This window comes from Streptomyces sp. AC1-42W (genome assembly GCF_003248355.1).
Classification (GTDB): Bacteria; Actinomycetota; Actinomycetes; order Streptomycetales; family Streptomycetaceae; genus Streptomyces.
On sequence record NZ_QKWY01000001.1, the window covers coordinates 2,975,056 to 2,999,132 of the forward strand.

The following is a 24,077-nucleotide window of genomic DNA, read 5'->3' on the forward strand; positions in this document are numbered from 1 at the left end:
CTCCTGAGAACCTGGATAATCGCTCCATGGCTGCAACATCGCGGGGGGCGTCCCCCGTACCCCCGGACGTACGTCCGCGGCTGACCGTGCTCTCCGGCCCCTCGGGGGTCGGCAAGAGCACGGTCGTCGCACATATGCGCAAGGTTCACCCCGAGGTGTGGCTGTCGGTGTCGGCGACGACCCGCAAGCCGCGCCCCGGCGAACGCAACGGCGTCCACTACTTCTTCGTGGACGACGAGGAGTTCGACAAGCTGATCGCCAACGGTGAGCTGCTGGAGTGGGCCGAGTTCGCCGGCAACCGCTACGGCACGCCGCGCCGCGCCGTGCAGGAGCGGCTGGAGGCGGGGGAGCCGGTGCTCCTGGAGATCGACCTCCAGGGCGCCCGGCTGGTCCGCCAGTCCATGGCGGACGCGCAGCTGGTCTTCCTCGCCCCGCCGAGCTGGGAGGAGCTGGTGCGTCGGCTCACCGGCCGGGGGACCGAGGCGCCCGAGGTGATCGAACGCCGGCTCGGCGCCGCCAAGGTCGAGCTGGCCGCCGAATCGGAGTTCGACACGACGCTCGTCAACACCTCCGTCGAGGACGTGGCACGTGAGCTGCTAGCCTTGATGCTGGAGGCTTCCGGCCACCGGCCCGGCGGCGAGTGACCCACCGCCCGGCTCTTGATCTCCACCCCCTTCGGAAGGCAGAGCGTGTCCTCTTCCATCACCACGCCCGAGGGCATCATCAACCCGCCGATTGATGAGCTCCTTGAGGCAACCGACTCGAAGTACAGCCTCGTGATCTACGCCGCCAAGCGCGCGCGCCAGATCAACGCGTACTACTCGCAGCTCGGTGAGGGCCTTCTCGAATACGTCGGTCCGCTCGTCGACACCCACGTGCACGAGAAGCCGCTCTCGATCGCGCTCCGCGAGATCAACGCCGGCCTGCTCACGTCCGAGGCCATCGAGGGCCCCGCGCAGTAAGCGGCGACGACGCGTCTTCACCACGGGCCCGGCGGCATCCCCGCCGGGCCCGCGGTGTGTCCCGGGCCGACCGGCCGGTGCCCGCACCCGTGAGGCAGCATGGGGGTGTACGTACGCCGGGTGCGTAACCGAGTGCGGGGAGACGCAGTGGACAAGCCGAAGGTCGTTCTGGGGGTCAGCGGCGGCATCGCCGCGTACAAGGCGTGCGAGCTGCTGCGCCGGCTGACCGAGTCCGGCCACGACGTACGGGTCGTCCCCACCGCGTCCGCCCTGAACTTCGTCGGCGCGGCCACCTGGTCGGCGCTCTCCGGCCACCCCGTCTCCACCGAGGTCTGGAACGACGTCCACGAGGTGCCGCACGTCCGGATCGGCCAGCACGCCGACCTCGTCGTCGTCGCCCCGGCCACCGCCGACCTGCTGGCCAAGGCAGCCCACGGCCTCGCCGACGACCTGCTCACCAACACCCTGCTCACCGCCCGCTGCCCGGTCGTCTTCGCCCCGGCCATGCACACCGAGATGTGGGAGCACCCGGCCACCCGCGAGAACGTCGCCACGCTGCGCCGCCGGGGCGCCGTCGTCATCGAGCCCGCCGTGGGCCGGCTCACCGGCGTGGACACCGGCAAGGGCCGGCTCCCCGATCCGGGCGAGATCTACGAGGTCTGCCGCCGCGTCCTCGCCCGCGGCGCGGCCGCCCCCGACCTCACCGGCCGGCACGTGGTCATCAGCGCCGGCGGGACGCGCGAACCCCTCGACCCCGTCCGCTTCCTCGGCAACCGCTCCTCCGGCAAGCAGGGCTACGCCCTCGCCCGCACCGCCGTCGCCCGGGGCGCCCGCGTCACGCTCGTCGAGGCCAACACCGGACTGCCCGACCCGTCCGGCGCCGACATCGTGCGCGTGGGGACCGCGACCCAGCTGCGCGAGGCCGTGATCGAGGCGGCACGGGACGCCGACGTCGTCGTCATGGCGGCCGCGGTCGCCGATTTCCGGCCTGCCGAATACGCCACCGGTAAGATCAAGAAGAAGGACGGCAGGGAACCGGCCCCCCTCGCGCTCGTCCGCAATCCGGACATCCTCGCCGAGGTCGCCGCCGACCGCGCCGTGCCCGGACAGCTCGTCGTCGGATTCGCCGCCGAGACCGACGACGTCCTCGCCCACGGCCGCGAGAAGCTCCGCCGCAAGGGCTGCGACCTGCTGGTGGTCAACGAGGTGGGGGAGCGCAAGACCTTCGGCTCCGAGGAGAACGAGGCCGTGGTGCTCGCCGCCGACGGCACCGAGACGCCGGTGCCCCACGGCCCCAAGGAAGCGCTCGCCGACGTCGTGTGGGACCTGGTGGCCGCCCGCCTCGGATGAATTTCCGGTGACACGCCGGGGCGGCCCGGAGCCGCGCGACCCGGCCGGGGCCTGCGGACGGCGGGCTTCCGGGGCACTTCGACCTGGGTGGAACACGTCACAGGTCGGTCAAAGGGCGAGACACGGTGTCCGGCGGCCGGGGCCGACCGATAAACTGCAAGCCGGACCGTGCCGGGCGCAGCTCCCGGACGGCCCGGCCAATGATCAGCCAGCAGCCGCTGCAACCCCAGGGAGCGATGTGTCCCGCCGTCTCTTCACCTCGGAGTCCGTGACCGAGGGCCACCCCGACAAGATCGCCGACCAGATCAGCGACACCATCCTCGACGCGCTCCTGCGGGAGGACCCCTCCTCCCGCGTCGCCGTCGAGACCCTGATCACCACCGGTCTGGTGCACGTCGCCGGAGAGGTCACGACCAAGGCCTACGCCGACATTCCGACGCTGGTCCGCAACAAGGTCCTGGAGATCGGCTACGACTCCTCCAAGAAGGGCTTCGACGGCGCCTCCTGCGGCGTCTCGGTGTCCATCGGCGCGCAGTCCCCGGACATCGCGCAGGGCGTCGACACCGCGTACGAGAAGCGGGTCGAGGGTGCCTCCCAGAGGGACCGGGAAGACGAACTCGACAAGCAGGGCGCCGGCGACCAGGGCCTGATGTTCGGCTACGCCTGCGACGAGACCCCGGAGCTGATGCCGCTGCCGATCCACCTCGCGCACCGGCTCTCGCGCCGGCTGTCCGAGGTCCGCAAGAACGGGACCATCCCGTACCTGCGCCCCGACGGCAAGACCCAGGTCACCATCGAGTACGACGGCGACAAGGCCATCCGCCTCGACACCGTCGTCGTCTCCTCGCAGCACGCCAGCGACATCGACCTCGACTCGCTGCTCGCGCCCGACATCCGCGAGTTCGTCGTCGAGCACGTGCTGTCCCAGCTCATCGAGGACGGCATCAAGCTCGAAACCGAGGGCTACCGCCTCCTCGTCAACCCGACCGGCCGCTTCGAGATCGGCGGCCCGATGGGCGACGCGGGCCTGACCGGCCGCAAGATCATCATCGACACCTACGGGGGCATGGCCCGCCACGGCGGCGGCGCCTTCTCCGGCAAGGACCCGTCGAAGGTGGACCGCTCCGCCGCGTACGCCATGCGCTGGGTCGCCAAGAACGTCGTCGCCGCCGGGCTCGCCGCCCGCTGCGAGGTCCAGGTCGCGTACGCGATCGGCAAGGCCGAGCCGGTGGGCCTCTTCGTCGAGACCTTCGGCACCGCCGCGGTCGAGACCGAGAAGATCGAGCACGCCATCGGCGAGGTCTTCGACCTCCGCCCGGCCGCGATCATCCGCGACCTCGACCTGCTGCGCCCGATCTACTCCCAGACCGCCGCCTACGGCCACTTCGGCCGTGAGCTGCCGGACTTCACCTGGGAGCGCACGGACCGGGTGGACGCCCTGCGCGCCGCCGCCGGTCTGTAGGACGGCCAGGCAGTCCCACACCGGAGCCCGGACGCCGTCACGGCGTCCGGGCTCCGGCGCGTCGCGGTACGGGGGCCATGGCGGAGGACGGGCGCCGCTGTCCGAGGCGTCTGGTAGGGATGGAGCTGTGAGCAGCGAGAACGAGCGGTCCGGCGAATCCGGCGCGGGGGAGCCGGAACAGCTCGCGCTGATCCGGGAGACCGTGCGCCGGGCCAAGGCGCCGCGCGCCAAACCGCGCACCTGGCGCGGGGCCGCGCTCGCCGACGAGCTGCCCGTCGCCCGCGTCCTGGTCAACAAGGGGGCGCTCCACCTCGACCAGTACTTCGACTACGCGGTCCCCGCCGGGCTGGACGCCGACGCCCAGCCCGGTGTGCGGGTACGGGTCCGGTTCGGCGCCGGGGGCCGCAATGTGCGCGGCGGCCGGCGCGAGGGCGGCGGGCTCGTCGACGGCTTCCTCGTCGAACGGCTGGCCCGGTCCGACTACAACGGGGCGCTGGCCGCGCTCGCCTCCGTCGTCTCCCCGGAGCCCGTCCTCGGCCCCGGACTGCTCGCCCTCGCCCGCGCCGTCGCCGACCGGTACGCGGGCAGCCTCGCCGACGTCCTCCAGCTCGCCGTCCCGCCGAGGAACGCGCAGGCCGAGTCCCGGCCGTCCCCCGCCCCCCTGCCCGCCCCCGCCCGCCCCGCCCCCGGCACCTGGGAGCGGTACGAACAGGGGCCCGCGTTCCTGTCCGCGCTGGCCGGCGGGGGCGCCCCCAGGGCCGTGTGGACCGCGCTGCCCGGACCGCACTGGCCGGCCGAGATCGCGACGGCCGTCGCCGCCACCCTCTCCGCCGGGCGCGGCGCTCTCGTCGTCGTCCCCGACGGCCGCTCCGCCGCACGGGTCGACGCCGCGCTCACCGCGCTCCTCGGAGAGGGCCGGCACGCCCTGCTGACGGCCGGCTCCGGACCGGGCAGGCGCTACCGGGAATGGCTCGCCGTGCGGCGCGGCTCCGTCCGGGCCGTCGTGGGGACCAGGGCCGCGATGTTCGCGCCCGTCACCGACCTCGGGCTCGTCGTCGTCTGGGACGACGGCGACTCCAGCCACAGCGACGACCGCGCCCCCTTCCCCCATGTCCGCGAGGTCCTGGAACTGCGGGCCACGCACGGCCGCTGCGCGTTCCTGCTCGGCTCCCTCAGCTGTACGGTCGAGGCCGCGCAGCTCGTCGAGAGCGGCTGGGCGCTGCCGCTGCGCGCCGGGCGGGAGCAGCTGCGGGCCGCGGCGCCCGTGATCCGCACCGTGGGCGACGGCGAGCTGGCGCGGGACGGGGCGGCGCGGGCCGCGCGGCTGCCCAGCCTCGCCTGGCAGACCGTCCGCGACGGGCTGCGCACCGGCCCGGTGCTGGTCCAGGTGCCCCGGCGGGGTTACGCCCCCCGGCTCGCCTGCGAGCGCTGCCGGGAGCCCGCCCGGTGCCGGCAGTGCGCGGGCCCTCTGGAGGCGCCCGACGAACGGGACCTGAACTGCGCCTGGTGCGGGCGGGCCGAGACGTCCTGGCACTGCGTGGCCTGCGGCGGGCGGCGGCTGCGCGCCCAGGTCGTGGGGGCCCGGCGCACGGCGGAGGAGCTGGGCCGGGCGTTCCCGGCGGTGCCGGTGCGGACCTCCGGGCGCGACCACGTCCTGGACGCGGTGCCGGACCGGCCCGCGCTCGTCGTCTCCACACCGGGCGCCGAGCCGGTCGCCGAGGGCGGCTACGCGGCGGCGCTGCTGCTGGACGGCTGGGCGATGGTCGGCCGGCCCGATCTGCGCGCCGCCGAGGAGGCCCTGCGCCGCTGGACGGCCGCCGCCGCGCTGGTCCGGGGCCGGCCCGAGGGCGGCACGGTGGTCGTGGTCGCCGAGCCGACGCTGCGGCCCGTGCAGGCGCTGGTCCGCTGGGACCCGGTCGGGCACGCCCGGCGGGAGCTGGCGGAGCGGGCCGAGCTGGGCTTTCCGCCGGTGTCCCGGATGGCTTCGGTGACGGGGGCTCCGGAGGCGCTGGCCGCGTTCCTGGCGCTGGCCGGGCTGCCGCAGGACGCGGAGGTGCTGGGCCCGGTGCCGGTGCCCGCCGCGCAGCCGGGGCGGCCGCGGCGGTCCTTCGAGGCACCGCCGGGGGAGAGCTGGGAGCGGGCGCTGATCCGGGTGCCGCCGGGGAGCGGGGCCGCGCTGGCGGCGGCGCTGCGCGCGGCACGGATCGCGCGGGGCGCCGGAGGGGGCGCGGGCGCGGTGCGGGTCCGGGTGGACCCGGTGGACATCGGCTGAGACGGGCCGGCCCGCCCGGCGCGTGGACCTGGGACGCCGGGCGGGCCGGGTCGTGATGGACCCGGCCGGATGCCGTCAGCCGTTGCGGGGGCCCGGGAAGGGGCTGGGGCGGTCCGTGGGGGGCTGGGGCGTGCGCGCGGCGGGGACGGCGGGGCCGCGTTGCGGGACCACCTCCGGCTCCGCGGCCGCCTGCGAGGCCCGCCGCGCCCCGTACCGGCGGTGGACGGCCTGCTTGGTGACCCCGAGCGCGGAGCCCACCGCGTCCCAGGAGAAGCCCAGCGAGCGGTCGAAGTCCACGGCCGCCGTGACCAGCGTCTCGACGCTGTCCCGCAGTTCCTGGGCCAGTCTGACCGTGGGGGCGGGGGCCCTGCCGTAGACGACGAAGCCCGCGGAGGGGCCGGAGCGGCGCGGGCGGTAGACGTTGCCCAGTTGGGCGGTGAGCGTGCGCAGCGCGTCCACCTGCCGCCGGACCCGCTCGATGTCCCGCACCAGAAGATGCAGACTGGCCCTCGCTTGGGCGTCGTGGGTTGCGTGGTCGGCCATGAAGAAGCCTCTCGAACCGGCGTTGAAAGGGATCGGGCCGCACCAGGGCGGCTCGCTTCGGTCAATCTCTCTTGACCAACGCCGCACCTGTGGATCTGGTCACGCTCGGGGGGCGTATGAGCACGTGCGAGGGGCGCGCGAGGACGCGTACGCCCCCCGTCCAAGACACCGCCTAGACTGGTGCGTCGCTCGTCACCGTAACGTTTCGGCCTGAGAGTCCGGCCTGAGAGGCAGTCAGCCACCCATGAAGCTCGTCTTCGCCGGCACCCCCGAGGTAGCCGTTCCCGCCCTGGACGCCCTGATCGCCTCCGGCCGCCACGAGGTGGCCGCCGTCGTGACCAGGCCCGACGCGCCCGCCGGGCGCGGCAGGCGGCTGGTGGCCAGCCCGGTCGCCCAGCGCGCCGAGGAGGCCGGGATCGAGGTGCTGAAGCCCGCGAGGCCGAGGGACGAGGACTTCCTCGCCCGGCTGCGGGAGATCGCCCCGGACTGCTGCCCGGTCGTCGCCTACGGCGCGCTGCTGCCCAAGGTGGCGCTCGACATTCCGGCCAGGGGCTGGGTCAACCTGCACTTCTCGCTGCTGCCCGCCTGGCGCGGCGCCGCCCCCGTGCAGCATTCCGTGATGGCCGGCGACGAGGTGACCGGTGCCTCCACCTTCCTCATCGAGGAGGGGCTCGACTCCGGGCCCGTCTACGGCGTCCTGACCGAGGAGGTCCGGCCCACCGACACCAGCGGCGACCTGCTGACCCGGCTGGCGTTCGCCGGGGCCGGGCTGCTCGCCGCGACCATGGACGGCATCGAGGACGGCACCCTGCACGCCGTGCCCCAGCCGGCCGACGGCGTCACCCTCGCCCCCAAGATCACCGTGGAGGACGCCCAGGTCCAGTGGTCGGCGCCCGCGCTGCGGGTGGACCGGGTCGTCCGCGCCTGCACCCCGGCCCCCGGCGCCTGGACGCTGTTCCGGGGCGAGCGGCTCAAGCTCGTCCAGGCCACCCCCGCCGTGGACCGGTCCGAGCTGGCGCCCGGCGAGCTGTCGGCCGGTAAGAACAACGTGTTCGTGGGCACCGGGTCGCACGCGGTGGAGCTGCTCTGGGTGCAGCCGCAGGGCAAGAAGCCGATGCGCGCCGCCGACTGGGCGCGCGGCGTCCGCCTCGTCCCCGGCGAGCTGCTGGGCAGCTGAGACCGGCCGGCCCGCGGCGGGCGGGGACGTAGGCTGGGAGGGTTCGTTTCCTCACCGCCAGCGGAGCACCTTTCACTGTGAACGACCAGCCGCGTCGCCGTCCCGCCAAGCCGCACCGCCGCCCGAAGAAGGACCCGGTCCGCTTCCTCGCCTTCGAGGTCCTGCGGGCGGTCGACGAGCGCGACGCGTACGCGAACCTCGTCCTGCCCCCGCTGCTGAGGAAGGCCCGCGCCAAGGGCGACTTCGACCACCGCGACGCGGCCCTGGCCACCGAGCTGGTCTACGGCACGCTGCGCCGCCAGGGCACGTACGACGCGATCGTCGCCGCCTGCATCGACCGGCCGCTGCGCGAGGTGGACCCGCCGGTCCTGGACGTGCTGAACATGGGCGTGCACCAGCTGCTCGGCACCCGTATCCCCACCCACGCGGCGGTCTCCGCGAGCGTGGAGCTGGCCCGGGTGGTGCTGGGGGAGGGACGCGCCAAGTTCGTCAACGCCGTCCTGCGCAAGGTGTCCGCCGACGACCTCGACGGCTGGGTGGCGAAGGTGGCCCCCTCCTACGAGGACGACGCCGAGGACCACCTCGCGGTCGTCCACTCCCACCCCCGCTGGGTCGTCTCCGCGCTCTGGGACGCGCTCGGCGGCGGCCGCGCCGGCATCGAGGACCTGCTCGAAGCGGACAACGAACGCCCCGAGGTCACCCTGGTCGCCCGCCCCGGCCGCTCCACCACCGCCGAGCTCACCGCCGAGCTGGGCGAGGACAGCGCGCTGCCCGGCCGCTGGTCGCCCTACGCCGTGCGCATGGCCGAGGGCGGCGAGCCCGGCGCCCTGACCGCCGTGCGCGAGGGCCGGGCCGGGGTCCAGGACGAGGGCAGCCAGCTCGTCGCCGCCGCGCTCGCCGCCGCCCCGCTGGAGGGCACCGACGCCCGCTGGCTGGACGGCTGCGCGGGCCCCGGCGGCAAGGCGGCCCTGCTCGCCGCCCTCGCCGCCGGACGCGGCGCCGCCCTGCTCGCCGCCGAGCGCCAGCCGCACCGCGCCCGCCTCGTGGAGCGCGCGCTGACCGGCAACCCCGGCCCGTACCAGGTGGTCACCGCCGACGGCACCCGCCCGCCGTGGCTCCCCGGCACCTTCGACCGGGTCCTGGTGGACGTGCCCTGCTCCGGCCTCGGCGCCCTGCGCCGCCGTCCGGAGGCCCGCTGGCGCCGCCGCCCCGAGGACCTGGAGGGCTTCGCGCCCCTCCAGCGCGGGCTGCTGCGCGAGGCGATCAAGGCCGTCCGCGTCGGCGGCGTCGTCGGCTACGCCACCTGCTCGCCGCACCTCGCCGAGACCCGGGTCGTCGTCGAGGACGTGCTCAAGGGCCGCGGCGGCGCGCCCGTCGAGGCGGAATGGATCGACGCCCGCCCGCTGCTGCCCGGTGTGCCCGCGCTCGGCGACGGGCCCGACGTCCAGCTCTGGCCGCATCTGCACGGCACCGACGCCATGTACCTCGCGCTGCTGCGCCGTACCGGCTGACCGCGCCCCCCGCGCCGGGGCGGAACACCGCTCTTGCTCGAACCGTAATGATCCTGTGAGGCTTTGGAGCGCACCGGGGCGGGGAAGTGACGCAGAACATGGCAGTCTTGGCCCATGGCCCAGATCAACCCGAGTATTCTCTCCGCCGACTTCGCGCGCCTCGCCGACGAGGCGAAGGCCGTCGAAGGCGCCGACTGGCTCCATGTCGACGTCATGGACAACCACTTCGTGCCCAATCTGACCCTCGGCGTTCCGATCGTGGAATCGCTCAGCAGGGCCACGGACACGCCGCTGGACTGCCACCTCATGATCGAGGACGCGGACCGCTGGGCGCCCCAGTACGTCGAGGCCGGGGCCGGGTCGGTCACCTTCCACGCCGAGGCCGCCGCGGCCCCCGTCCGGCTGGCGCGCGAGATCCGCGCCAAGGGCGCCCGCGCCTCCATGGCGCTCAAGCCGGCGACGCCCGTCGAGCCGTACGAGGACCTGCTCCCCGAGCTCGACATGCTGCTGATCATGACCGTGGAACCGGGCTTCGGCGGCCAGGCGTTCCTGGACATCATGCTGCCCAAGATCCGGCGCACCCGTGAACTGATCTCCAAGCACGGCCTCGACCTGTGGCTCCAGGTGGACGGCGGGGTCTCCGAGTCGACCATCGAGCGCTGCGCCGAGGCGGGCGCCGACGTCTTCGTGGCCGGCTCCGCCGTCTACAACGCCGCCGACCCGGCCGCCGCCGTGCGGTCCCTGCGGGCCAAGGCCGAGGGAGCCATCGGGGCGGCCGGCTGGGGCTGCGCGCACTGAGCCCCCGCGGCGCGGACACGGGCACAGGAGTCGTCCGGGCCAAGAGCAGATGAACGGGGTCCGACGGGACCGGTCAGGGATCGTCGTATCTGACAGGATGAACGACGTATCAAGAGCGTGAACAGCAGTGAGGAGAACGCGGTGTCTGCAATGTCGGCGGGCCGGTCCGCCCTGCGGATGGGGCCCGCGGAGCTGGTGCAGGCGGCGGCCATGGCCCGCCGCTTCTACCTCGAGGGCAAGTCCAAGATCCAGATCGCCGAGGAGTTCGGCGTCAGCCGTTTCAAGGTCGCGCGCGTCCTGGAGACCGCACTGGAGCGCGACCTCGTACGGATCGAGATCCGCGTCCCGGCGGAGCTGGACGCCGAGCGCTCCGACGCGCTGCGGGCCCGTTACGGGCTGCGCCACGCGGTGGTCGTCGAGTCCCCGGCGGAGGAGCAGGACGACGCGGCCGACCCGGAGAACCTGGGCGAGGTCGCGGCCGATCTGCTCGGCGAACTGGTGACCGAGGGCGATGTGCTCGGGCTGGCCTGGGGCCGCTCCACCATCCACATGGCCGCCGCCCTCGACCGGCTGCCGCCGTGCACGGTCGTGCAGCTCACCGGGGTGTACGACGCGGGCACCGCCGAGCGCGGTTCGGTGGAGGCGGTGCGGCGCGCGGCCCAGGTCTCCGGCGGCGAGGCCCACCCGATCTACGCGCCGATGCTGCTGCCGGACCCGGCGACGGCCGCCGCGCTGCGCCACCAGACCGGGATCGCCCGCGCCTTCGAGTACTTCGACAAGGTGACGGTGGCGGCCGTCTCCATCGGTTCCTGGGAGCCGGGTATCTCCACGGTGCACGACATGCTCTCGGACGAGGAGCGCCGGCACTACGCCTCGCTCGGTGTGGCCGCGGAGATGTCGGCCCATCTGTTCGACGCGGAGGGCCGCCGGGTCGGCCGGGACCTCGGTGAGCGGTGCATCACCGTCGAGGCGGACCGGCTGCGCCGGATTCCGGAGGTCGTGGCCATCGCGGGCGGGCAGCGCAAGGCCGCCGCGATCGGCGCGGTGCTGCGCTCGGGACTGGTCACCAGCCTGGTGACGGACACGGCCGCGGCGGACTACCTGCTGACGGAGTCCGGGGCCCCGCGCCGGCCGGCCCTGGAGCGGGCCGACCCGGACGGCGACTGACCCCTCCGGACGGAGGATACGACGGACATGAGGGAGGGGCGGCCGTACGGCCGCCCCTCCCTCATGCGCACGGTGGTCAGTCCTGCGGGGTGACGCCCAGCACCGTGGCCTCCAGATACTGTTCCGGCCGGTCGTACTGGCTGACGTCGGCCGGGTTGTAGCGGGGCGTCTGCCCGGACCAGTCGAGGTTGCCGCGCATCCAGCTGCGCATCCCGTCGAGGTACGGCTCCAGCATCGGCGCCAGCTGCGGGTAGGCGTCGAGCAGTTCGGCCTCCGCCGTCAGGAAGCGCTCCGTCTCCCCGGCGATCTGCGCGCAGACGTGTTCCAGCGCCCGCTGCTTGTCGAGGCCGCGGTGGTGGCGGACCAGGTGGACGAGGTTGTGGATCTCGCCGAGCACCTGCTCCTTCTCGTAGGAGTACACGTCATTGGCCCACGACACATGGTTGCAGGACGACTCCAGGGCCGTGATGAACCGGGGGTCGTTGTGGATCGACTGGGGCGCCTCGATGCCGGCGACGATTTCTATGAGGTCCATGCAGACGAGGATCGCGCCGGTATGGCGGCGCTTCTCGATGTACAGCTCCTCGGACGGCACTATGCCCGCCGCGCGGTTCCCGGCCTCCCACGTCGTGGTGGTGGTGAGGTACTTGCGCAGATGCCAGGCGAACCGGCGCCGCCAGTGCACCGCCGCGGTCGGCGTGGTGCGCTGCCACAGGTCGATGAGGGCGACCACGGCCGCGGGCACCTTCTCGTTCGCCAGGACCCCGGTCCGGGTGCCCTCGACGACCGACAGCATCAGCGCGACGACGTCCCGGACGCGCTCGGGGCTGCGTCCGAGGTGGCCGTCGTCGAGCTGGTCGTCCACGAGGAAGAGCCAGACGAACCAGTCGGCGACGAGTTCGAGATGCTCACTGTCGGCGGTCGGATGGACCATGCTGACGAATGCGCCGAAGTCGGCCTGCTCGAATCGCTCCCGGGCCGAATCCCGGTGCACCAGGCCGGTGTCGCGAGTCCAGGTGTCCAGATGTCGGCGTACGTGATCGACATGCGGATTCATCCGCTGGGGGAACGGGCAGTAAATGTCCGGAAGTTTGTTCTCCACGGGCGGGTCTCAATCCTCTCCGGTCGTACGGGTGACGGTAGTTGTGCATGGTCCGTCCGTTCCTCCGGGGCATGGTGACGACCCACGGGACCTGCGGGTTTGAAGCTACCTGACCCCCCGTCACCAGGTCCAGGGCAGATGATCGGAATGGATGAACGCGGTTCCGGTAAAGTCGTCGGGCAAGGCAGGTGGCATATGCCCTTGGCCCCTCTCGCGGATTCCTTTTGGAGGAAGCTACAAATTGGGGGGTCATTTGTTGTGCCTTCGTGGAAGCGACCTGCGTGATTTCATATGAAAAAATGAGTGTTATGCGTTTTCTTGAGCCCGGCACCGGTCGCTACACAGAGTCCCCTTCGGTCCCGTACGACCTGACGTACGACGATGTCTTCATGGTTCCGGGCCGATCGGCGGTCGGATCGCGCCAGGGAGTCGATCTGTCCTCCCCCGACGGCAGCGGCACCACCATCCCCCTCGTCGTCGCGAACATGACCGCGATCGCGGGCCGCCGGATGGCCGAGACCATCGCCCGGCGCGGCGGCCTGGTCGTCATCCCGCAGGACATCCCGATCGAGGTCGTCACCGAGGTCATCTCCTGGGTGAAGACGCGCCACCTGGTCCTCGACACGCCCATCGAGCTGTCCCCGGCCCAGACGGTCGCCGACGCGCTGTCCCTGCTGCACAAGCGCGCCCACGGCGCCGGGGTCGTCGTGGACGACGAGCGCCGGCCGGTCGGCGTGGTCACCGACCACGACCTGTCCGGCGTGGACCGCTTCACCCAGCTCTCCGAGGTCATGTCCAAGGACCTGGTCCTGCTGGACGCGGACATCGACCCGCGCGACGCCTTCAACAAGCTCGACGGCGCCAACCGCAAGCTCGCCCCCGCCGTGGACGCGGACGGCCGCCTCGTCGGCATCCTCACCCGCAAGGGCGCCCTGCGCGCCACCCTGTACACCCCCGCCACCGACGCGGACGGCAAGCTGCGGATCGCCGCCGCCGTCGGCATCAACGGCGATGTGGCCGGCAAGGCCAAGCAGCTCCTCGACGCCGGGGTGGACACCCTCGTCGTGGACACCGCCCACGGCCACCAGGAATCCATGATCAGCGCCGTGCGCGCGGTCCGGGCCCTGGACCCGCGGGTCCCGATCGTGGCGGGCAACATCGTCGCCGCCGAGGGCGTGCGCGACCTCATCGAGGCCGGGGCCGACATCATCAAGGTCGGCGTCGGACCCGGCGCCATGTGCACCACCCGGATGATGACCGGCGTCGGCCGGCCCCAGTTCTCCGCCGTGCTGGAATGCGCCGCCGAGGCGAAGAAGTACGGCAAGCACGTCTGGGCGGACGGCGGCGTCCGCCACCCCCGCGACGTCGCCATGGCCCTCGCGGCCGGCGCCTCCAACGTGATGATCGGCTCCTGGTTCGCCGGCACGTACGAGTCGCCCGGCGACCTCCAGCAGACCGCCGACGGGCGCTTCTACAAGGAGTCCTTCGGCATGGCGTCCGCGCGCGCCGTGAAGAACCGCACCTCCGACGAGTCCGCGTACGACCGCGCCCGCAAGGCGCTCTTCGAGGAGGGCATCTCCACCTCCCGGATGTTCCTGGACCCGGCCCGCCCCGGCGTCGAGGACCTGATCGACTCGATCATCGCGGGCGTCCGCTCCTCCTGCACCTACGCGGGCGCCGCCTCCCTCGCGGAGTTCGCCGAGAAGGCCGTCGTCGGCGTACAGAGCGCCGCCGGCTACGCCGAGGGCAAGCCGCTGCACGCCAGCTGGAGCTAGCCGCCGCACCCCCGGGGCCCCGATCCGCCGGACGGGCCCCGGGCCGTGTTCTACTGCCGGGGGCGGCACGCGTCGTCCCCGGCACAGCCGTGCCCGGCTCCGCCCGCGCCACCGCAGAGAAGTGACCCGTACGACGTGCGACTGAACGACCTGGACGAGCGCATCGTCCACGCCCTGGCCGAGGACGCCCGCCGCTCCTACGCCGACATCGGCTCGATCATCGGCCTGTCCGCGCCCGCCGTGAAACGCCGCGTGGACCGGCTGCGCGCCGAGGGTGCCATCACCGGGTTCACCGTGCGGGTGGACCCGGCCGCGCTCGGCTGGGAGACCGAGGGCTACATCGAGATCTACTGCAGCCGCAACACCTCCCCGGAGTCCATCAAGCAGGGCCTCGCCCGCTACCCCGAGGTCGCCTCCGCCTCCACCGTCACCGGCGACGCCGACGCGCTCGTCCAGGTCTTCGCCGCCGACATGCGCCACTTCGAACAGGTCCTGGAGCGCATCGCGGGCGAACCGTACGTGGAGCGCACCAAGTCGGTCCTGGTGCTCTCGCCGCTGCTCCGGCGTTACTCCTCGGGCTCACCGGGCTGACCCCGCGCGGCACGGACCGGGGGCACGCAACGAATCGCCGCATCCCGCCCGAACCGCGCAACGGATCGGCCGTCGATGCGCAACGGTCGCCGCTTGTCCGGGCCGAATCGCGGAACGTACCGTCTTCTACGTCCCCGCTCCGCCCGCATCGTCCGAGGTCAGCCATGCCGCCGTTGCGCACCGCCCTGTTCCAGAGCTCCGGACGCCCCGGCTCGGTCGCCGGCTCCGTCGAGCTGCTGGCGGACGCCGCGCGCCGCGCCGCCGAGACCGGCGCCCGGCTGCTGGTCTGCCCCGAGCTGTACCTCACCGGCTACGCCATCGGCGACGACGTCCCCCGGCTCGCCGAGGCCGCGGACGGGCCCGCCGCCCGGGCCGTCGCCGAGATCGCCGTACGGCACGGCATCGCCGTCCACTACGGCTACCCCGAGCGCGACGGCGAGACGCTGTACAACTCCGCCCAGCTCATCGGCCCCGACGGCACTCCGCTCGCCCGCTACCGCAAGACGCACCTCTTCGGCGACTTCGAGCAGCACTGGTTCACGCCCGGCGAGCAGCCCGTCGTCCAGGCCGAACTGGACGGCATCCGGATCGGCCTGCTGACCTGCTACGACGTCGAGTTCCCGGAGAACGTCCGGGCGCACGCCCTGGCCGGCACCGACCTCCTGCTGGTCCCCACCGCGCTGATGCACCCCTTCTCGTTCGTCGCCGAATCCGTCGTCCCGGTCCGCGCCTTCGAGAGCCAGCTCTACATCGCCTACGTCAACCGCACCGGCCCCGAGGGCCCGTACGACTTCACCGGACTGAGCTGCCTGGCCGGCCCCGACGGCACGGTCCGCGCCCGCGCCGGGCACGGCGGGGAACTCGTCACCGGCGACGTCGACCCCGCCCTGCTGGCCGCCTCACGGGCCGCCAACCCGTATCTGCGCGACCGCCGCCCCGGCCTGTACGGCTCCCTCGCCTGAGCCCGACGCGAGCCCGCCGCACCCCTCCTCTCCGCCGCCCCGCCGTACCCGCAAGGAGTCCGTACCCCATGACGTCCGTGCCCCCCGCCGTCCAGAGCACCGAGGAAGCGGCCCCGCCGATCACCATGATCGGGCCGGACTTCCCCTACGCGTACGACGACTTCCTCGCCCACCCGGCGGGCATCGGCCAGGTCCCGGCCACCGAGCACGGCACCGAGGTGGCCGTCATCGGCGGCGGGCTCTCCGGCATCATCACCGCGTACGAACTGATGAAGATGGGCCTGCGGCCGGTCGTCTACGAGGCCGACCGCATCGGCGGACGGCTGCGCACCGTCGAGTTCGAGGGCTGCGCCACGGACGGCGAACCGCTCACCGCCGAGATGGGCGCGATGCGCTTCCCGCCCTCGTCCACCTCGCTCCAGCACTACATCGACCTGGTCGGCCTGGAGACCAAGCCGTTCCCCAACCCGCTCGCCCCGGCCACCCCCTCCACCGTCGTGGACCTCAAGGGCGAGTCGCACTATGCCAGGACCATCGACGAACTCCCGCAGGTCTACCGCGATGTGATGGACGCCTGGAACGCCTGCCTGGAGGAGGGCGCCGACTTCACCGACATGAACCGGGCGCTGCGCGAACGCGACGTCCCCCGGATCAGGGAGATCTGGTCCCGGCTGGTCGAGAAGCTCGACAACCAGACCTTCTACGGCTTCCTCTGCGACTCCGACGCCTTCAAGTCCTTCCGGCACCGCGAGATCTTCGGCCAGGTCGGCTTCGGTACCGGCGGCTGGGACACCGACTTCCCCAACTCGATCCTGGAGATCCTGCGCGTCGTCTACACCGAGGCGGACGACCACCACCGCTCCATCGTCGGCGGCAGCCAGCAGCTCCCGCAGCGCCTGTGGGAGCGCGAGCCGCGGAAGATCGTCCACTGGCCGCTCGGCACCTCGCTGTCCTCGCTGCACGACGGCGAGCCGCGCGGCGCCGTGACCCGGCTGCACCGCACAGCCGGCAACCGGATCACCGTCACCGACGCCGCCGGCGACATCCGCACCTACCGGGCGGCCGTCTTCACCGGCCAGTCCTGGCTGCTGCTCTCCAAGATCGCCTGCGACGACGCGCTCTTCCCGATCGACCACTGGACGGCGGTGGAGCGCACCCACTACATGGAGTCGTCCAAGCTGTTCGTGCCCGTGGACCGGCCGTTCTGGCTGGACAAGGACGAGAGCACCGGGCGCGACACCATGTCGATGACGCTGACCGACCGGATGACCCGGGGCACCTATCTGCTGGACGACGGACCGGACCGGCCGGCCAGCGTCTGCCTCTCGTACACCTGGTGCGACGACAGCCTCAAATGGCTGCCGCTGTCGGCGACCGAGCGCATGGACGTGATGCTGAAGTCGCTCGGCGAGATCTACCCGAACGTCGACATCCGCGGCCATGTCATCGGCAACCCGGTCACCGTGTCCTGGGAGAACGAGCCCTGGTTCATGGGCGCGTTCAAGGCCAACCTGCCCGGCCACTACCGCTACCAGCGGCGCCTGTTCACCCACTTCATGCAGGACCGGCTGCCCGCCGACAAGCGGGGCCTGTTCCTGGCCGGCGACGACATCTCCTGGACGGCCGGCTGGGCCGAGGGCGCCGTGCAGACCGCGCTCAACGCCGTATGGGGCGTGATGCACCACTTCGGCGGCGCCACCGACCCGACCAACCCCGGACCGGGCGACCTCTTCGACGAACTGGCCCCGGTCGAACTGCCGGAGGACTGAGCGCCGCCGGCCGTACGGGCCTCACCAGGCCCGTACGGCCGCTCCCGTCAGGAGCCGGCGGCCGGCGGCTTCTCGTCGTACGCGGAGGTGCCCGAGTCGAGCAGCGGCTCCTGCGTCTTGAGGTGGGCCGGGGCGAAGGCCCGCAGCACGTGGTAGCCGGTGATCACGACGATGGTGCCGAGCGCGATGCCGCCCAGCTCGAAGTTGTCGGTGATCTTCAGGCTGACCCCGCCGACGCCGATGATGATGCCCGCCGCGGCCGGCACCAGGTTCAGCGGATTGCGCAGGTCCACCCCGGCGTTCAGCCAGATCTGCGCACCGAGCAGGCCGATCATGCCGTACAGGATGACCGTGATGCCGCCGAGCACCCCGCCCGGAATCGCCGCGACGACCGCGCCGAACTTCGGGCAGAGGCCGAACAGCAGGGCGAAGCCGGCGGCGGCCCAGTAGGCGGCGGTGGAGTACACCCGGGTCGCGGCCATCACACCGATGTTCTCGGAGTACGTGGTGTTCGGCGGGCCGCCCACCGCCGTCGAGAGCATCGAGGCCGCGCCGTCCGCGGCGATGGCCGTGCCCAGCTTGCCGTCCAGCGAGTCGCCGGTCATCTCGCCGACCGCCTTCACATGCCCGGCGTTCTCGGCGATCAGGGCGATGACGACGGGCAGCGCGACCAGGATCGCCGACCACTCGAAGCTCGGCGCGTGGAACGAGGGCAGCCCGATCCAGTCGGCCTTCCCGACGCCCGACAGGTCCAGGCGCCAGTGGTCCACCGCCTCGGCGCCGCCCGCGGGGGAGTGGATCTTCCCGAGGACCCGGTCCAGCACCCAGGACAGGACGTAGCCGAAGACCAGCCCCAGGAAGATCGCGATCCGGGAGAAGAAGCCGCGCAGGCACACCACGGCCAGACCGGTGAACAGCATCACCAGGAGCGCCGTCCACTGGTCCTGCGGCCAGTACGTGGACGCGGTCACCGGCGCCAGGTTGAACCCGATGAGCATGACCACCGCGCCCGTGACCACCGGCGGCATCGCCGCGTGGATGATCCGCGCGCCGAACCGCTGCACCGCGAGACCGGCCAGGAAGAGCACCGCGCCGACCACGAACACCGCGCCGGTGACCACCGCGCTGTCGCCGCCGCTCGCCCGGATCGTCGCGGCCACCCCGACGAAGGAGAGCGAGCAGCCCAGGTAGCTGGGCACCTGGCCGCGCGTGGCCAGCAGGAAGATGGCGGTCGCGACACCCGACATCATGATCGCCAGGTTCGGGTCGAGCCCCATCAGGACCGGCGCGACGAACGACGCGCCGAACATGGCGACCACGTGCTGGGCGCCGAGCCCGAAGGTCCGGGGCCAGGAGAGCCGCTCGTCGGGGCGGACCACCGCTCCCGGTGCGGGCGTCTTCCCGTCGCCGTGCAAGGTCCAGCGCACGCCGAGGCCCATGGTTGCTCCCTGTGGTGTAGGTGCGTGAGCCCGTACCCGCCGGACACGGCGCTCTACGCGGAAAAGATCAGCGCCATGGTAGTGGTGCCCGGCCCGGGTCAGGCGCGGGGCGCCGCCGCCGTCTCCCGTGCCGCCTCGCCGGACGGCGCCTTGCGGTCGCCGGCCCGCAGCACCCCGGCGCCCAGCACCAGGCCGAAGGCCAGCACCGACACCAGGCCGAACGACACGACCAGCGAGGTGGCCTCCGCCAGCGAACCGATCGCCGACGGGGCGATGAGCCCGGAGGTGTACGTGATCGTCGCGACGCCCGCGATGGCCTGGGCCGGCTTGGGCCCGCTGCGCCCGGCCGCCGCGAAGGCGAGCGGCACCACCACGGCGATCCCGAGCCCGATCATCCCGAAGCCGCACAGGGCGAGCGCCGCGTTCGGCCCGGTGACCACCAGGACGCCGCCGGCCGTGGCGAGCAGCCCGCCGGCCCGTACGGTGCGCACCGCGCCGAAGCGGTCGACGACCCGGTCGCCGGCGATCCGGGCGACCGCCATCGTCAGCGCGAACGCGGTGGTGGACGCCGCGGCGAGACCGGCCGAGCTGCCCAGCGAGTCGCGCAGGTAGACCGCCGACCAGTCCAGGCTCGCACCCTCGGCGAACACCGCGCAGAAGCCCACCGCGCCGATGATCAGGGCGGACTTGGGCGGCAGCGTGAACCGCGGCGGCGCCTCCTCGTCCGGCCGGCTGCGCAGGTCGAGCACCCACCGGCAGGCGACCAGGCCCAGGGCGGTCAGCACCAGGGCGGCGACGACGTGGTGCAGCCGGGCGTCCGCGCCCACGTGCGCGGCCACCGTGCCGGCCGCGGACCCCAGCAGGGCGCCCACGCTCCACATGCCGTGCAGCCCCGACATGATCGACTTGTCGAGCCGGTTCTCCACCTCGACGCCGAGGGCGTTCATCGCCACGTCGGACATGCCCGCGGCCGCCCCGTACGCGAACAGCGCCACGCACAGCGTCAGCAGGTCGGGCGCCAGCGAGGGCAGGACCAGGGCCAGCGTCCACAGGGCCAGCAGCCCGCGCAGCGCGGTCCGGGCGCCGAAGCGGTGGCTCACCGCCCCGGCCAGCGGCATCGCCACCGAGGCGCCGATCGCCGGGAAGGCCAGGGCGAGCCCGAGCTGCCCGGCGCTGACGCCCGCGTGGTCCTGGATCCAGGGCACCCGCGTGGCGAAACTGCCGGTCACCGCTCCGTGCACGGTGAAGACCGCCGCGATGGCGTACCTGGCCCGCCGCACCTCCCCGGTGCCGAAGACCGCTGTCGTCGATTCCTTTGCCATGTCCCCCGTGCCCTTCGCTGAAGCCGTCCCGGCTGAAGCAGTTGTCGGTGTTGCGGGCAGTAAACTATCAGGAACCCTGCCTGATAAATAGTCCGCCCGCTCGACCGATGCCGGCGGCGGTCTGGAAGGATTCCGGTATGCGCGCATCACCGAGCACCGCTCGGGCCATCAACGACCGGCTCGCCCTGCAACACCTCCAGCAGGACGGCCCCCTGACGGCCACCCAGCTGAAGAAGCTGACCGGACTCTCCCGGCCCACCGTCGCCGACCTCGTCGAACGGCTCCAGGACGCGGGCCTCGTCCACGTGGTGGGGGAGACCGGCGCCGACCGGCGCGGCCCCAACGCACGGCTCTACGGCATCGTCGCGGACCGCGCGCTGCTCGCCGGGCTCGATGTGCGCACCGACAGCGTCTCCGTCGTCGTCGCCGATCTGCTGGGCGTCACCCTCGCCGAGGCGACCCTGCCGATCGGCACCGAGACCGCCGAGGACAACGCCGTCGAACAGGCCGTCGCCCTGCTCGCGACCACCGCCCGCAGCGCGGGCAGCGCGCCCCTGCACAGCGTCGGCATCGGCGCGCCCGGCCTGATCGACCCCGTCACCGGGGAGCTGCGCGACAGCGGCGGACTGCCCTCCTGGCACCGCAGCCTGGTCCGCGCGCTCCAGGGGAGGCTGCCGGCGACGGTGCTCGTGGAGAACGAGACGAACCTCGCCGCCGTCGCCGAGCACCGCGTCGGCGCGGCCCGCGGCAGCGACACGTTCGTCCTGCTCTGGCTGGGCCACGGGGTGGGCGCGGCGGTGATGCTCGACGGGAAGCTGCGCCGGGGGGCCTCGGGCGGCGCGGGCGAGATCGGCTTCCTGCCGGTCCCCGGCACGGGCGGCAGGCCGTCCGCCGTCAACTGCGACGGAGGGTTCCACTCGCTGACCGGTTCGGTGCCGCTGTGCGAACTGGCCGCCGCCCACGGCATCGGCGTCCCGGCGGACGGCCAGGAGCCCGGCGCGGCGGCGGCCGTCCGGGCGGCGCTCGCGGGGGAGGGTGACGGCGAGGGCTTCCTCGACGCCGCGGCCGACCGCATCGCGGTGGGCGCGGCCTCGGTGACCGCGGTCCTCGACCCCGGCCTCCTCCTGCTCTCCGGCGAGGTGGGCCACGCGGGCGGCGCGGCCCTCGCCGCACGCGTCGAGGAGCGGCTGGCCACGATGTCCCCGCTGCGTACCGGGGTCCGGGCGGCCCTGCTGGGCGGCACGGCGGTCAGGCAGGGGGCGCTGCTCGCGGCGCGCGAGGCGGCGCAGGACGCGCTGTTCGCCCCCCGGGGCTGACACGGGAACGGTCCGGGGCGGGGCGTCGGACGCCCCGCCCCGGACCGGGGGGATTCAGTGGTTCAGCGGGTTCAGCAGGCGCCGAGGTCCTGCCAGACGCCCCACTCGCCGGTGGTTCCGGGCTTCTCGCCCTTCGTCCACCACTTCGACTTCCACTGGTGCCCGTCCTGGCTCACCGTCGTGGCCGCGCCGTAGGCGGTGTCCGCGTTCCAGGCCGCCGCCGTGCAGGCGCCGCCCGTGGGGGTGGGGTCGGGGCTCGGGCCGGTGGAGCCGGACGGGTCGGGCGTCGGGGTGGAGCCGGTGCCCGGCTCGACGACCGTCGTGCCGCGCGCCAGGTCGCCCGCCAGGGCGTAGGACTTGCCGTCGAAGGTCACGGTCCAGTTGGACGGCGTGGACGTCGGCTGGTAGTACACGAAGTCGACCTGGACCGAGGCGCCGGGCGCCAGGCTCTGCCAGGACGGCAGCTTCAGCGAGACGCGGTTGTAGTCGCCCTTCAGTCCGCCGATGTTGTTCGAGGCGGTGTGGTCGCTGCGGACGATCGTGGTGCCGAAGCCGGACTGGTCCTTGGCGTTGGCGGGCGCCGAGGTGGAGTAGTCGAACTGGAACTCCGTGCCGCCGGGCAGCGTCGCCTTGGTGTTGTTGGTGATCGTCAGCTTGGGGCTGATCGGGTAGTTCGAGTCGCCCAGCGGGAACGCGCCGAAGGAGACGTCGATGTTCAGCGCCTGGGTGGGCAGGTCGATCGTGGAGCGCTTCGCGCCGTAGGGGGTGGCGTTCTTGAAGGTGTCGTACATCGTGGAGGTGAGCGTCGAGCCGGGCTCGTACTGGCCCTTGGCCGCGTTCCAGCCGTAGTCGCCGGCCAGCTCCCAGATCATCGTGCCGCCGATGCCCTTGTCGACCACGTAGTCGGCCTTGGCCTGGACGGACTGCTCGTCCTCGGTGGAGAGGAAGACCTTCTTCTCGGCGTTCCACAGCCACGGCGCCACCAGGGTGGAGTCGTAGTTGCGGACGTAGGTGCCGGTCAGCTCGGTGTCCGCCGGGAACCCGTAGTCGGTGACGTAGTCGCCGACGATGCCCTTCTCCAGGTTCTTGGCGTGCCACATCGGGTTGGAGCCGGCGGGCGACTCCTTGCCGTTGTCGTCCAGGTCGTGCCAGAGGTTGTCGATGCCGACAGCGCCGTCACCGCACTTGGTCAGCCCCGCGCCGGCCGGGCAGTCGGTGGTGGCCGCCTTGCCCCACAGGCCGTTGGTGCCGCCCTGGACGTTCTTGAAGCCGCGGGAGTAGTACGGCAGGCCGATGTTGATCCGGCCGGACGGCATGGAACCGCGGAAGTAGTGGTAGGCCCAGTCGGTGTTGAGGTAGCCGATGCCGCCGTACTGCGAGGTGGAGTAGACGTTCGCCTGGGCGAGTTCGGCGTCCTTGCCGTCGTCGAACAGCGCGGCGTTCGGGCCGACGTACTCGTTCCAGGCGCCGTGCAGGTCGTACGACATGATGTTGACGTAGTCCAGGTACTTCTGGACCTGGAAGGTCTCCATGCCGCGCAGCAGGTAGCCGGAGGACGGGGCGGCGACGCTGAGCAGGTAGTGCTTGCCGTCGGCGGCGGACGCCCGGTCGAGCTTCTCGCGCAGGGTCTTCATCAGCGCGGCGTAGCCCTTGACCAGGCCGGCCCGGCGGCCGTTGGACAGCGTGTGGTCCAGCGGGTTGCCGGCGTCCTTCATGGTCGTGGGGTACTCGTAGTCGATGTCGACCCCGTTGAAGCCGTACGTCCGGATGAAGTCGACCGCGGAGTCGGCGAAGGTGTCGATTCCGGCCTGATTGACGGAGCCGTCCGCGTTGGTGGCCATCGAGTAGAAGCCGCCGGAGTCGACGCGCTTGCCGCTCTCGTCGAAGTAGCCGCCGGTCTCGGCCCAGCCGCCGACCGACACCATCGTCTTGACGTTCGGGTACTGCTTCTTGAACTTGTTCAGCAGGTTGAAGTGGCCCTTGTACGGGAAGCCGGGGTCCATCTCGGCACCCTTGACGCCCGGCCAGGTCATCCCGGTGGAGGCGTTGTTCGGGCCGTCCGCGCCCACGGAGAGCTTGTTCGAGCCGTCGACGTGGGCGAAGGCGTAGTTGAGGTGGGTGACCTTGTCCCAGGGGATGTCGGAGGCGAGGTAGGCGGGCTTGCCGTCCTTGCCGGTCCGCCAGTTGGTGAAGTAGCCGATGACGCGCCGGGGGTGGTCGGCGCCCATCTTCTCGCGACCCTCGGAGTCGTACACGGAGCAGTACGGGACGGTGACACCGGGCGTCTCGTAGAGCCCGTCGGGGCGACAGGACTCCTGGTCGACGGCGGCGGCCGAGGGGGTCGCGGAGAGCGAGCCGATCAGCAGCGCGGCGACGCCGGCGCCGGCGGCGAGGAGCGAGGCTCTCGCACGGGTGGGGGACAGCACGTTCGGTTCCTCCTGGGGAGGTCGGCAGAACACAACTGACAAGAAGGGACAGGGGGGTGACTCGTCCCTGGTCACCGGTGTGCGCACACCGGGGGACCGTTCCTCGGAGGTGACGCAGAGATTAAGAGGACTA

At 72.8% G+C, this 24,077-nt stretch carries 19 protein-coding genes; 14 read left to right on the forward strand and 5 right to left on the reverse strand.

The window, feature by feature from the left end; all coding sequences use genetic code 11:
* Positions 1–26: 26 nt before the first annotated feature.
* The 5 genes from gmk (at position 27) to DNK56_RS13840 (ending at position 6,046) form a co-directional block, all read left to right on the forward strand.
* On the forward strand, positions 27–644 hold the full coding sequence (gene gmk, locus DNK56_RS13820) for a guanylate kinase (RefSeq protein ID WP_111333940.1): 618 nt from the start codon (positions 27–29) through the stop codon (positions 642–644).
* A 45-nt stretch (positions 645–689) separates the two neighbouring features.
* Positions 690–962: a DNA-directed RNA polymerase subunit omega gene (rpoZ, locus tag DNK56_RS13825; protein WP_003970369.1), complete on the forward strand. Its 273-nt coding sequence runs from the start codon at positions 690–692 to the stop codon at positions 960–962.
* Positions 963–1,109: 147 nt separating this feature from the next.
* Positions 1,110–2,312 (forward strand): bifunctional phosphopantothenoylcysteine decarboxylase/phosphopantothenate--cysteine ligase CoaBC, encoded by a 1,203-nt coding sequence (coaBC, locus tag DNK56_RS13830; RefSeq protein ID WP_111333941.1) that lies wholly within the window; start codon positions 1,110–1,112, stop codon positions 2,310–2,312.
* Positions 2,313–2,550: 238 nt separating this feature from the next.
* Entirely contained in the window at positions 2,551–3,774 is a 1,224-nt protein-coding gene (metK, locus tag DNK56_RS13835) for a methionine adenosyltransferase (protein WP_111333942.1), read from the forward strand.
* A gap of 127 nt (positions 3,775–3,901) precedes the next feature.
* The gene (locus tag DNK56_RS13840; RefSeq protein WP_111333943.1) at positions 3,902–6,046 is read left to right on the forward strand and encodes a primosomal protein N'; all 2,145 of its coding nucleotides are present in this window, start codon (positions 3,902–3,904) and stop codon (positions 6,044–6,046) included.
* A 75-nt stretch (positions 6,047–6,121) separates the two neighbouring features.
* On the opposite strand, the gene DNK56_RS13845 is transcribed toward DNK56_RS13840, so the two are convergent.
* A complete protein-coding gene (locus DNK56_RS13845; protein WP_111333944.1) occupies positions 6,122–6,589 on the reverse strand; it encodes a hypothetical protein in 468 nt (155 codons plus the stop codon).
* Positions 6,590–6,833: 244 nt separating this feature from the next.
* Between DNK56_RS13845 and fmt the strand changes: the two genes are divergently transcribed.
* The 4 genes from fmt to DNK56_RS13865 all read left to right on the forward strand — a co-directional run bounded on the left by fmt (position 6,834) and on the right by DNK56_RS13865 (position 11,242).
* On the forward strand, positions 6,834–7,766 hold the full coding sequence (gene fmt, locus DNK56_RS13850; protein WP_111333945.1) for a methionyl-tRNA formyltransferase: 933 nt from the start codon (positions 6,834–6,836) through the stop codon (positions 7,764–7,766).
* Positions 7,767–7,843: 77 nt separating this feature from the next.
* A complete protein-coding gene (locus DNK56_RS13855) occupies positions 7,844–9,277 on the forward strand; it encodes an RsmB/NOP family class I SAM-dependent RNA methyltransferase (RefSeq protein ID WP_111333946.1) in 1,434 nt (477 codons plus the stop codon).
* A gap of 114 nt (positions 9,278–9,391) precedes the next feature.
* Positions 9,392–10,075 (forward strand): ribulose-phosphate 3-epimerase, encoded by a 684-nt coding sequence (gene rpe / locus DNK56_RS13860; RefSeq protein WP_111333947.1) that lies wholly within the window; start codon positions 9,392–9,394, stop codon positions 10,073–10,075.
* Between the two features lie 150 nt (positions 10,076–10,225).
* Positions 10,226–11,242, forward strand: coding sequence for a sugar-binding transcriptional regulator (locus tag DNK56_RS13865; RefSeq protein WP_111333948.1), 1,017 nt, complete (start codon positions 10,226–10,228; stop codon positions 11,240–11,242).
* Positions 11,243–11,318: 76 nt separating this feature from the next.
* Here the strand turns inward: DNK56_RS13865 and DNK56_RS13870 are convergent, their stop codons facing one another.
* Positions 11,319–12,344 (reverse strand): terpene synthase family protein, encoded by a 1,026-nt coding sequence (locus DNK56_RS13870; protein WP_111333949.1) that lies wholly within the window; start codon positions 12,342–12,344, stop codon positions 11,319–11,321.
* 308 nt (positions 12,345–12,652) lie between these two features.
* On the opposite strand from DNK56_RS13870, the gene DNK56_RS13875 reads away from it, so the two are divergent.
* The 4 genes from DNK56_RS13875 (at position 12,653) to DNK56_RS13890 (ending at position 17,441) form a co-directional block, all read left to right on the forward strand.
* A complete protein-coding gene (locus tag DNK56_RS13875; RefSeq protein ID WP_111333950.1) occupies positions 12,653–14,119 on the forward strand; it encodes a GuaB1 family IMP dehydrogenase-related protein in 1,467 nt (488 codons plus the stop codon).
* 135 nt (positions 14,120–14,254) lie between these two features.
* On the forward strand, positions 14,255–14,710 hold the full coding sequence (locus DNK56_RS13880; protein ID WP_018103925.1) for an Lrp/AsnC family transcriptional regulator: 456 nt from the start codon (positions 14,255–14,257) through the stop codon (positions 14,708–14,710).
* A 164-nt stretch (positions 14,711–14,874) separates the two neighbouring features.
* On the forward strand, positions 14,875–15,672 hold the full coding sequence (locus DNK56_RS13885) for a carbon-nitrogen hydrolase family protein (RefSeq protein WP_111333951.1): 798 nt from the start codon (positions 14,875–14,877) through the stop codon (positions 15,670–15,672).
* Between the two features lie 68 nt (positions 15,673–15,740).
* Positions 15,741–17,441, forward strand: a complete 1,701-nt coding sequence (locus DNK56_RS13890) for a flavin monoamine oxidase family protein (RefSeq protein WP_111333952.1) — start codon at positions 15,741–15,743, stop codon at positions 17,439–17,441.
* 47 nt (positions 17,442–17,488) lie between these two features.
* Here the strand turns inward: DNK56_RS13890 and DNK56_RS13895 are convergent, their stop codons facing one another.
* Complete coding sequence (locus tag DNK56_RS13895) at positions 17,489–18,880, reverse strand: uracil-xanthine permease family protein (RefSeq protein WP_111333953.1); 1,392 nt, start codon at positions 18,878–18,880, stop codon at positions 17,489–17,491.
* 98 nt (positions 18,881–18,978) lie between these two features.
* The gene (locus DNK56_RS13900; protein WP_111333954.1) at positions 18,979–20,202 is read right to left on the reverse strand and encodes an MFS transporter; all 1,224 of its coding nucleotides are present in this window, start codon (positions 20,200–20,202) and stop codon (positions 18,979–18,981) included.
* A 137-nt stretch (positions 20,203–20,339) separates the two neighbouring features.
* Here DNK56_RS13900 and DNK56_RS13905 point away from each other — a divergent pair, with 137 nt between their 5' ends.
* Positions 20,340–21,518 carry an ROK family transcriptional regulator gene (locus DNK56_RS13905; protein WP_111335775.1) on the forward strand — a complete coding sequence of 393 codons (1,179 nt, stop codon included), beginning with the start codon at positions 20,340–20,342 and terminating at the stop codon, positions 21,516–21,518.
* Between the two features lie 71 nt (positions 21,519–21,589).
* Here the strand turns inward: DNK56_RS13905 and DNK56_RS13910 are convergent, their stop codons facing one another.
* Positions 21,590–23,944 (reverse strand): chitinase C-terminal domain-containing protein, encoded by a 2,355-nt coding sequence (locus DNK56_RS13910; RefSeq protein ID WP_111333955.1) that lies wholly within the window; start codon positions 23,942–23,944, stop codon positions 21,590–21,592.
* Between the last annotated feature and the right edge of the window lie 133 nt (positions 23,945–24,077).

What these genes read in the sequence shown, in the direction of transcription:
- gmk (WP_111333940.1), top strand. Translation starts at nt 27, where the DNA reads ATGGCTGCAACATCGCGGGGGGCGTCCCCCGTACCCCCGGACGTACGT.
- DNK56_RS13845 (WP_111333944.1), bottom strand. Translation starts at nt 6,589, where the DNA reads ATGGCCGACCACGCAACCCACGACGCCCAAGCGAGGGCCAGTCTGCAT.
- fmt (WP_111333945.1), top strand. Translation starts at nt 6,834, where the DNA reads ATGAAGCTCGTCTTCGCCGGCACCCCCGAGGTAGCCGTTCCCGCCCTG.
- rpe (WP_111333947.1), top strand. Translation starts at nt 9,392, where the DNA reads ATGGCCCAGATCAACCCGAGTATTCTCTCCGCCGACTTCGCGCGCCTC.
- DNK56_RS13865 (WP_111333948.1), top strand. Translation starts at nt 10,226, where the DNA reads ATGTCGGCGGGCCGGTCCGCCCTGCGGATGGGGCCCGCGGAGCTGGTG.
- DNK56_RS13875 (WP_111333950.1), top strand. Translation starts at nt 12,653, where the DNA reads ATGCGTTTTCTTGAGCCCGGCACCGGTCGCTACACAGAGTCCCCTTCG.
- DNK56_RS13885 (WP_111333951.1), top strand. Translation starts at nt 14,875, where the DNA reads ATGCCGCCGTTGCGCACCGCCCTGTTCCAGAGCTCCGGACGCCCCGGC.
- DNK56_RS13890 (WP_111333952.1), top strand. Translation starts at nt 15,741, where the DNA reads ATGACGTCCGTGCCCCCCGCCGTCCAGAGCACCGAGGAAGCGGCCCCG.
- DNK56_RS13895 (WP_111333953.1), bottom strand. Translation starts at nt 18,880, where the DNA reads ATGGGCCTCGGCGTGCGCTGGACCTTGCACGGCGACGGGAAGACGCCC.
- DNK56_RS13900 (WP_111333954.1), bottom strand. Translation starts at nt 20,202, where the DNA reads ATGGCAAAGGAATCGACGACAGCGGTCTTCGGCACCGGGGAGGTGCGG.
- DNK56_RS13905 (WP_111335775.1), top strand. Translation starts at nt 20,340, where the DNA reads ATGCGCGCATCACCGAGCACCGCTCGGGCCATCAACGACCGGCTCGCC.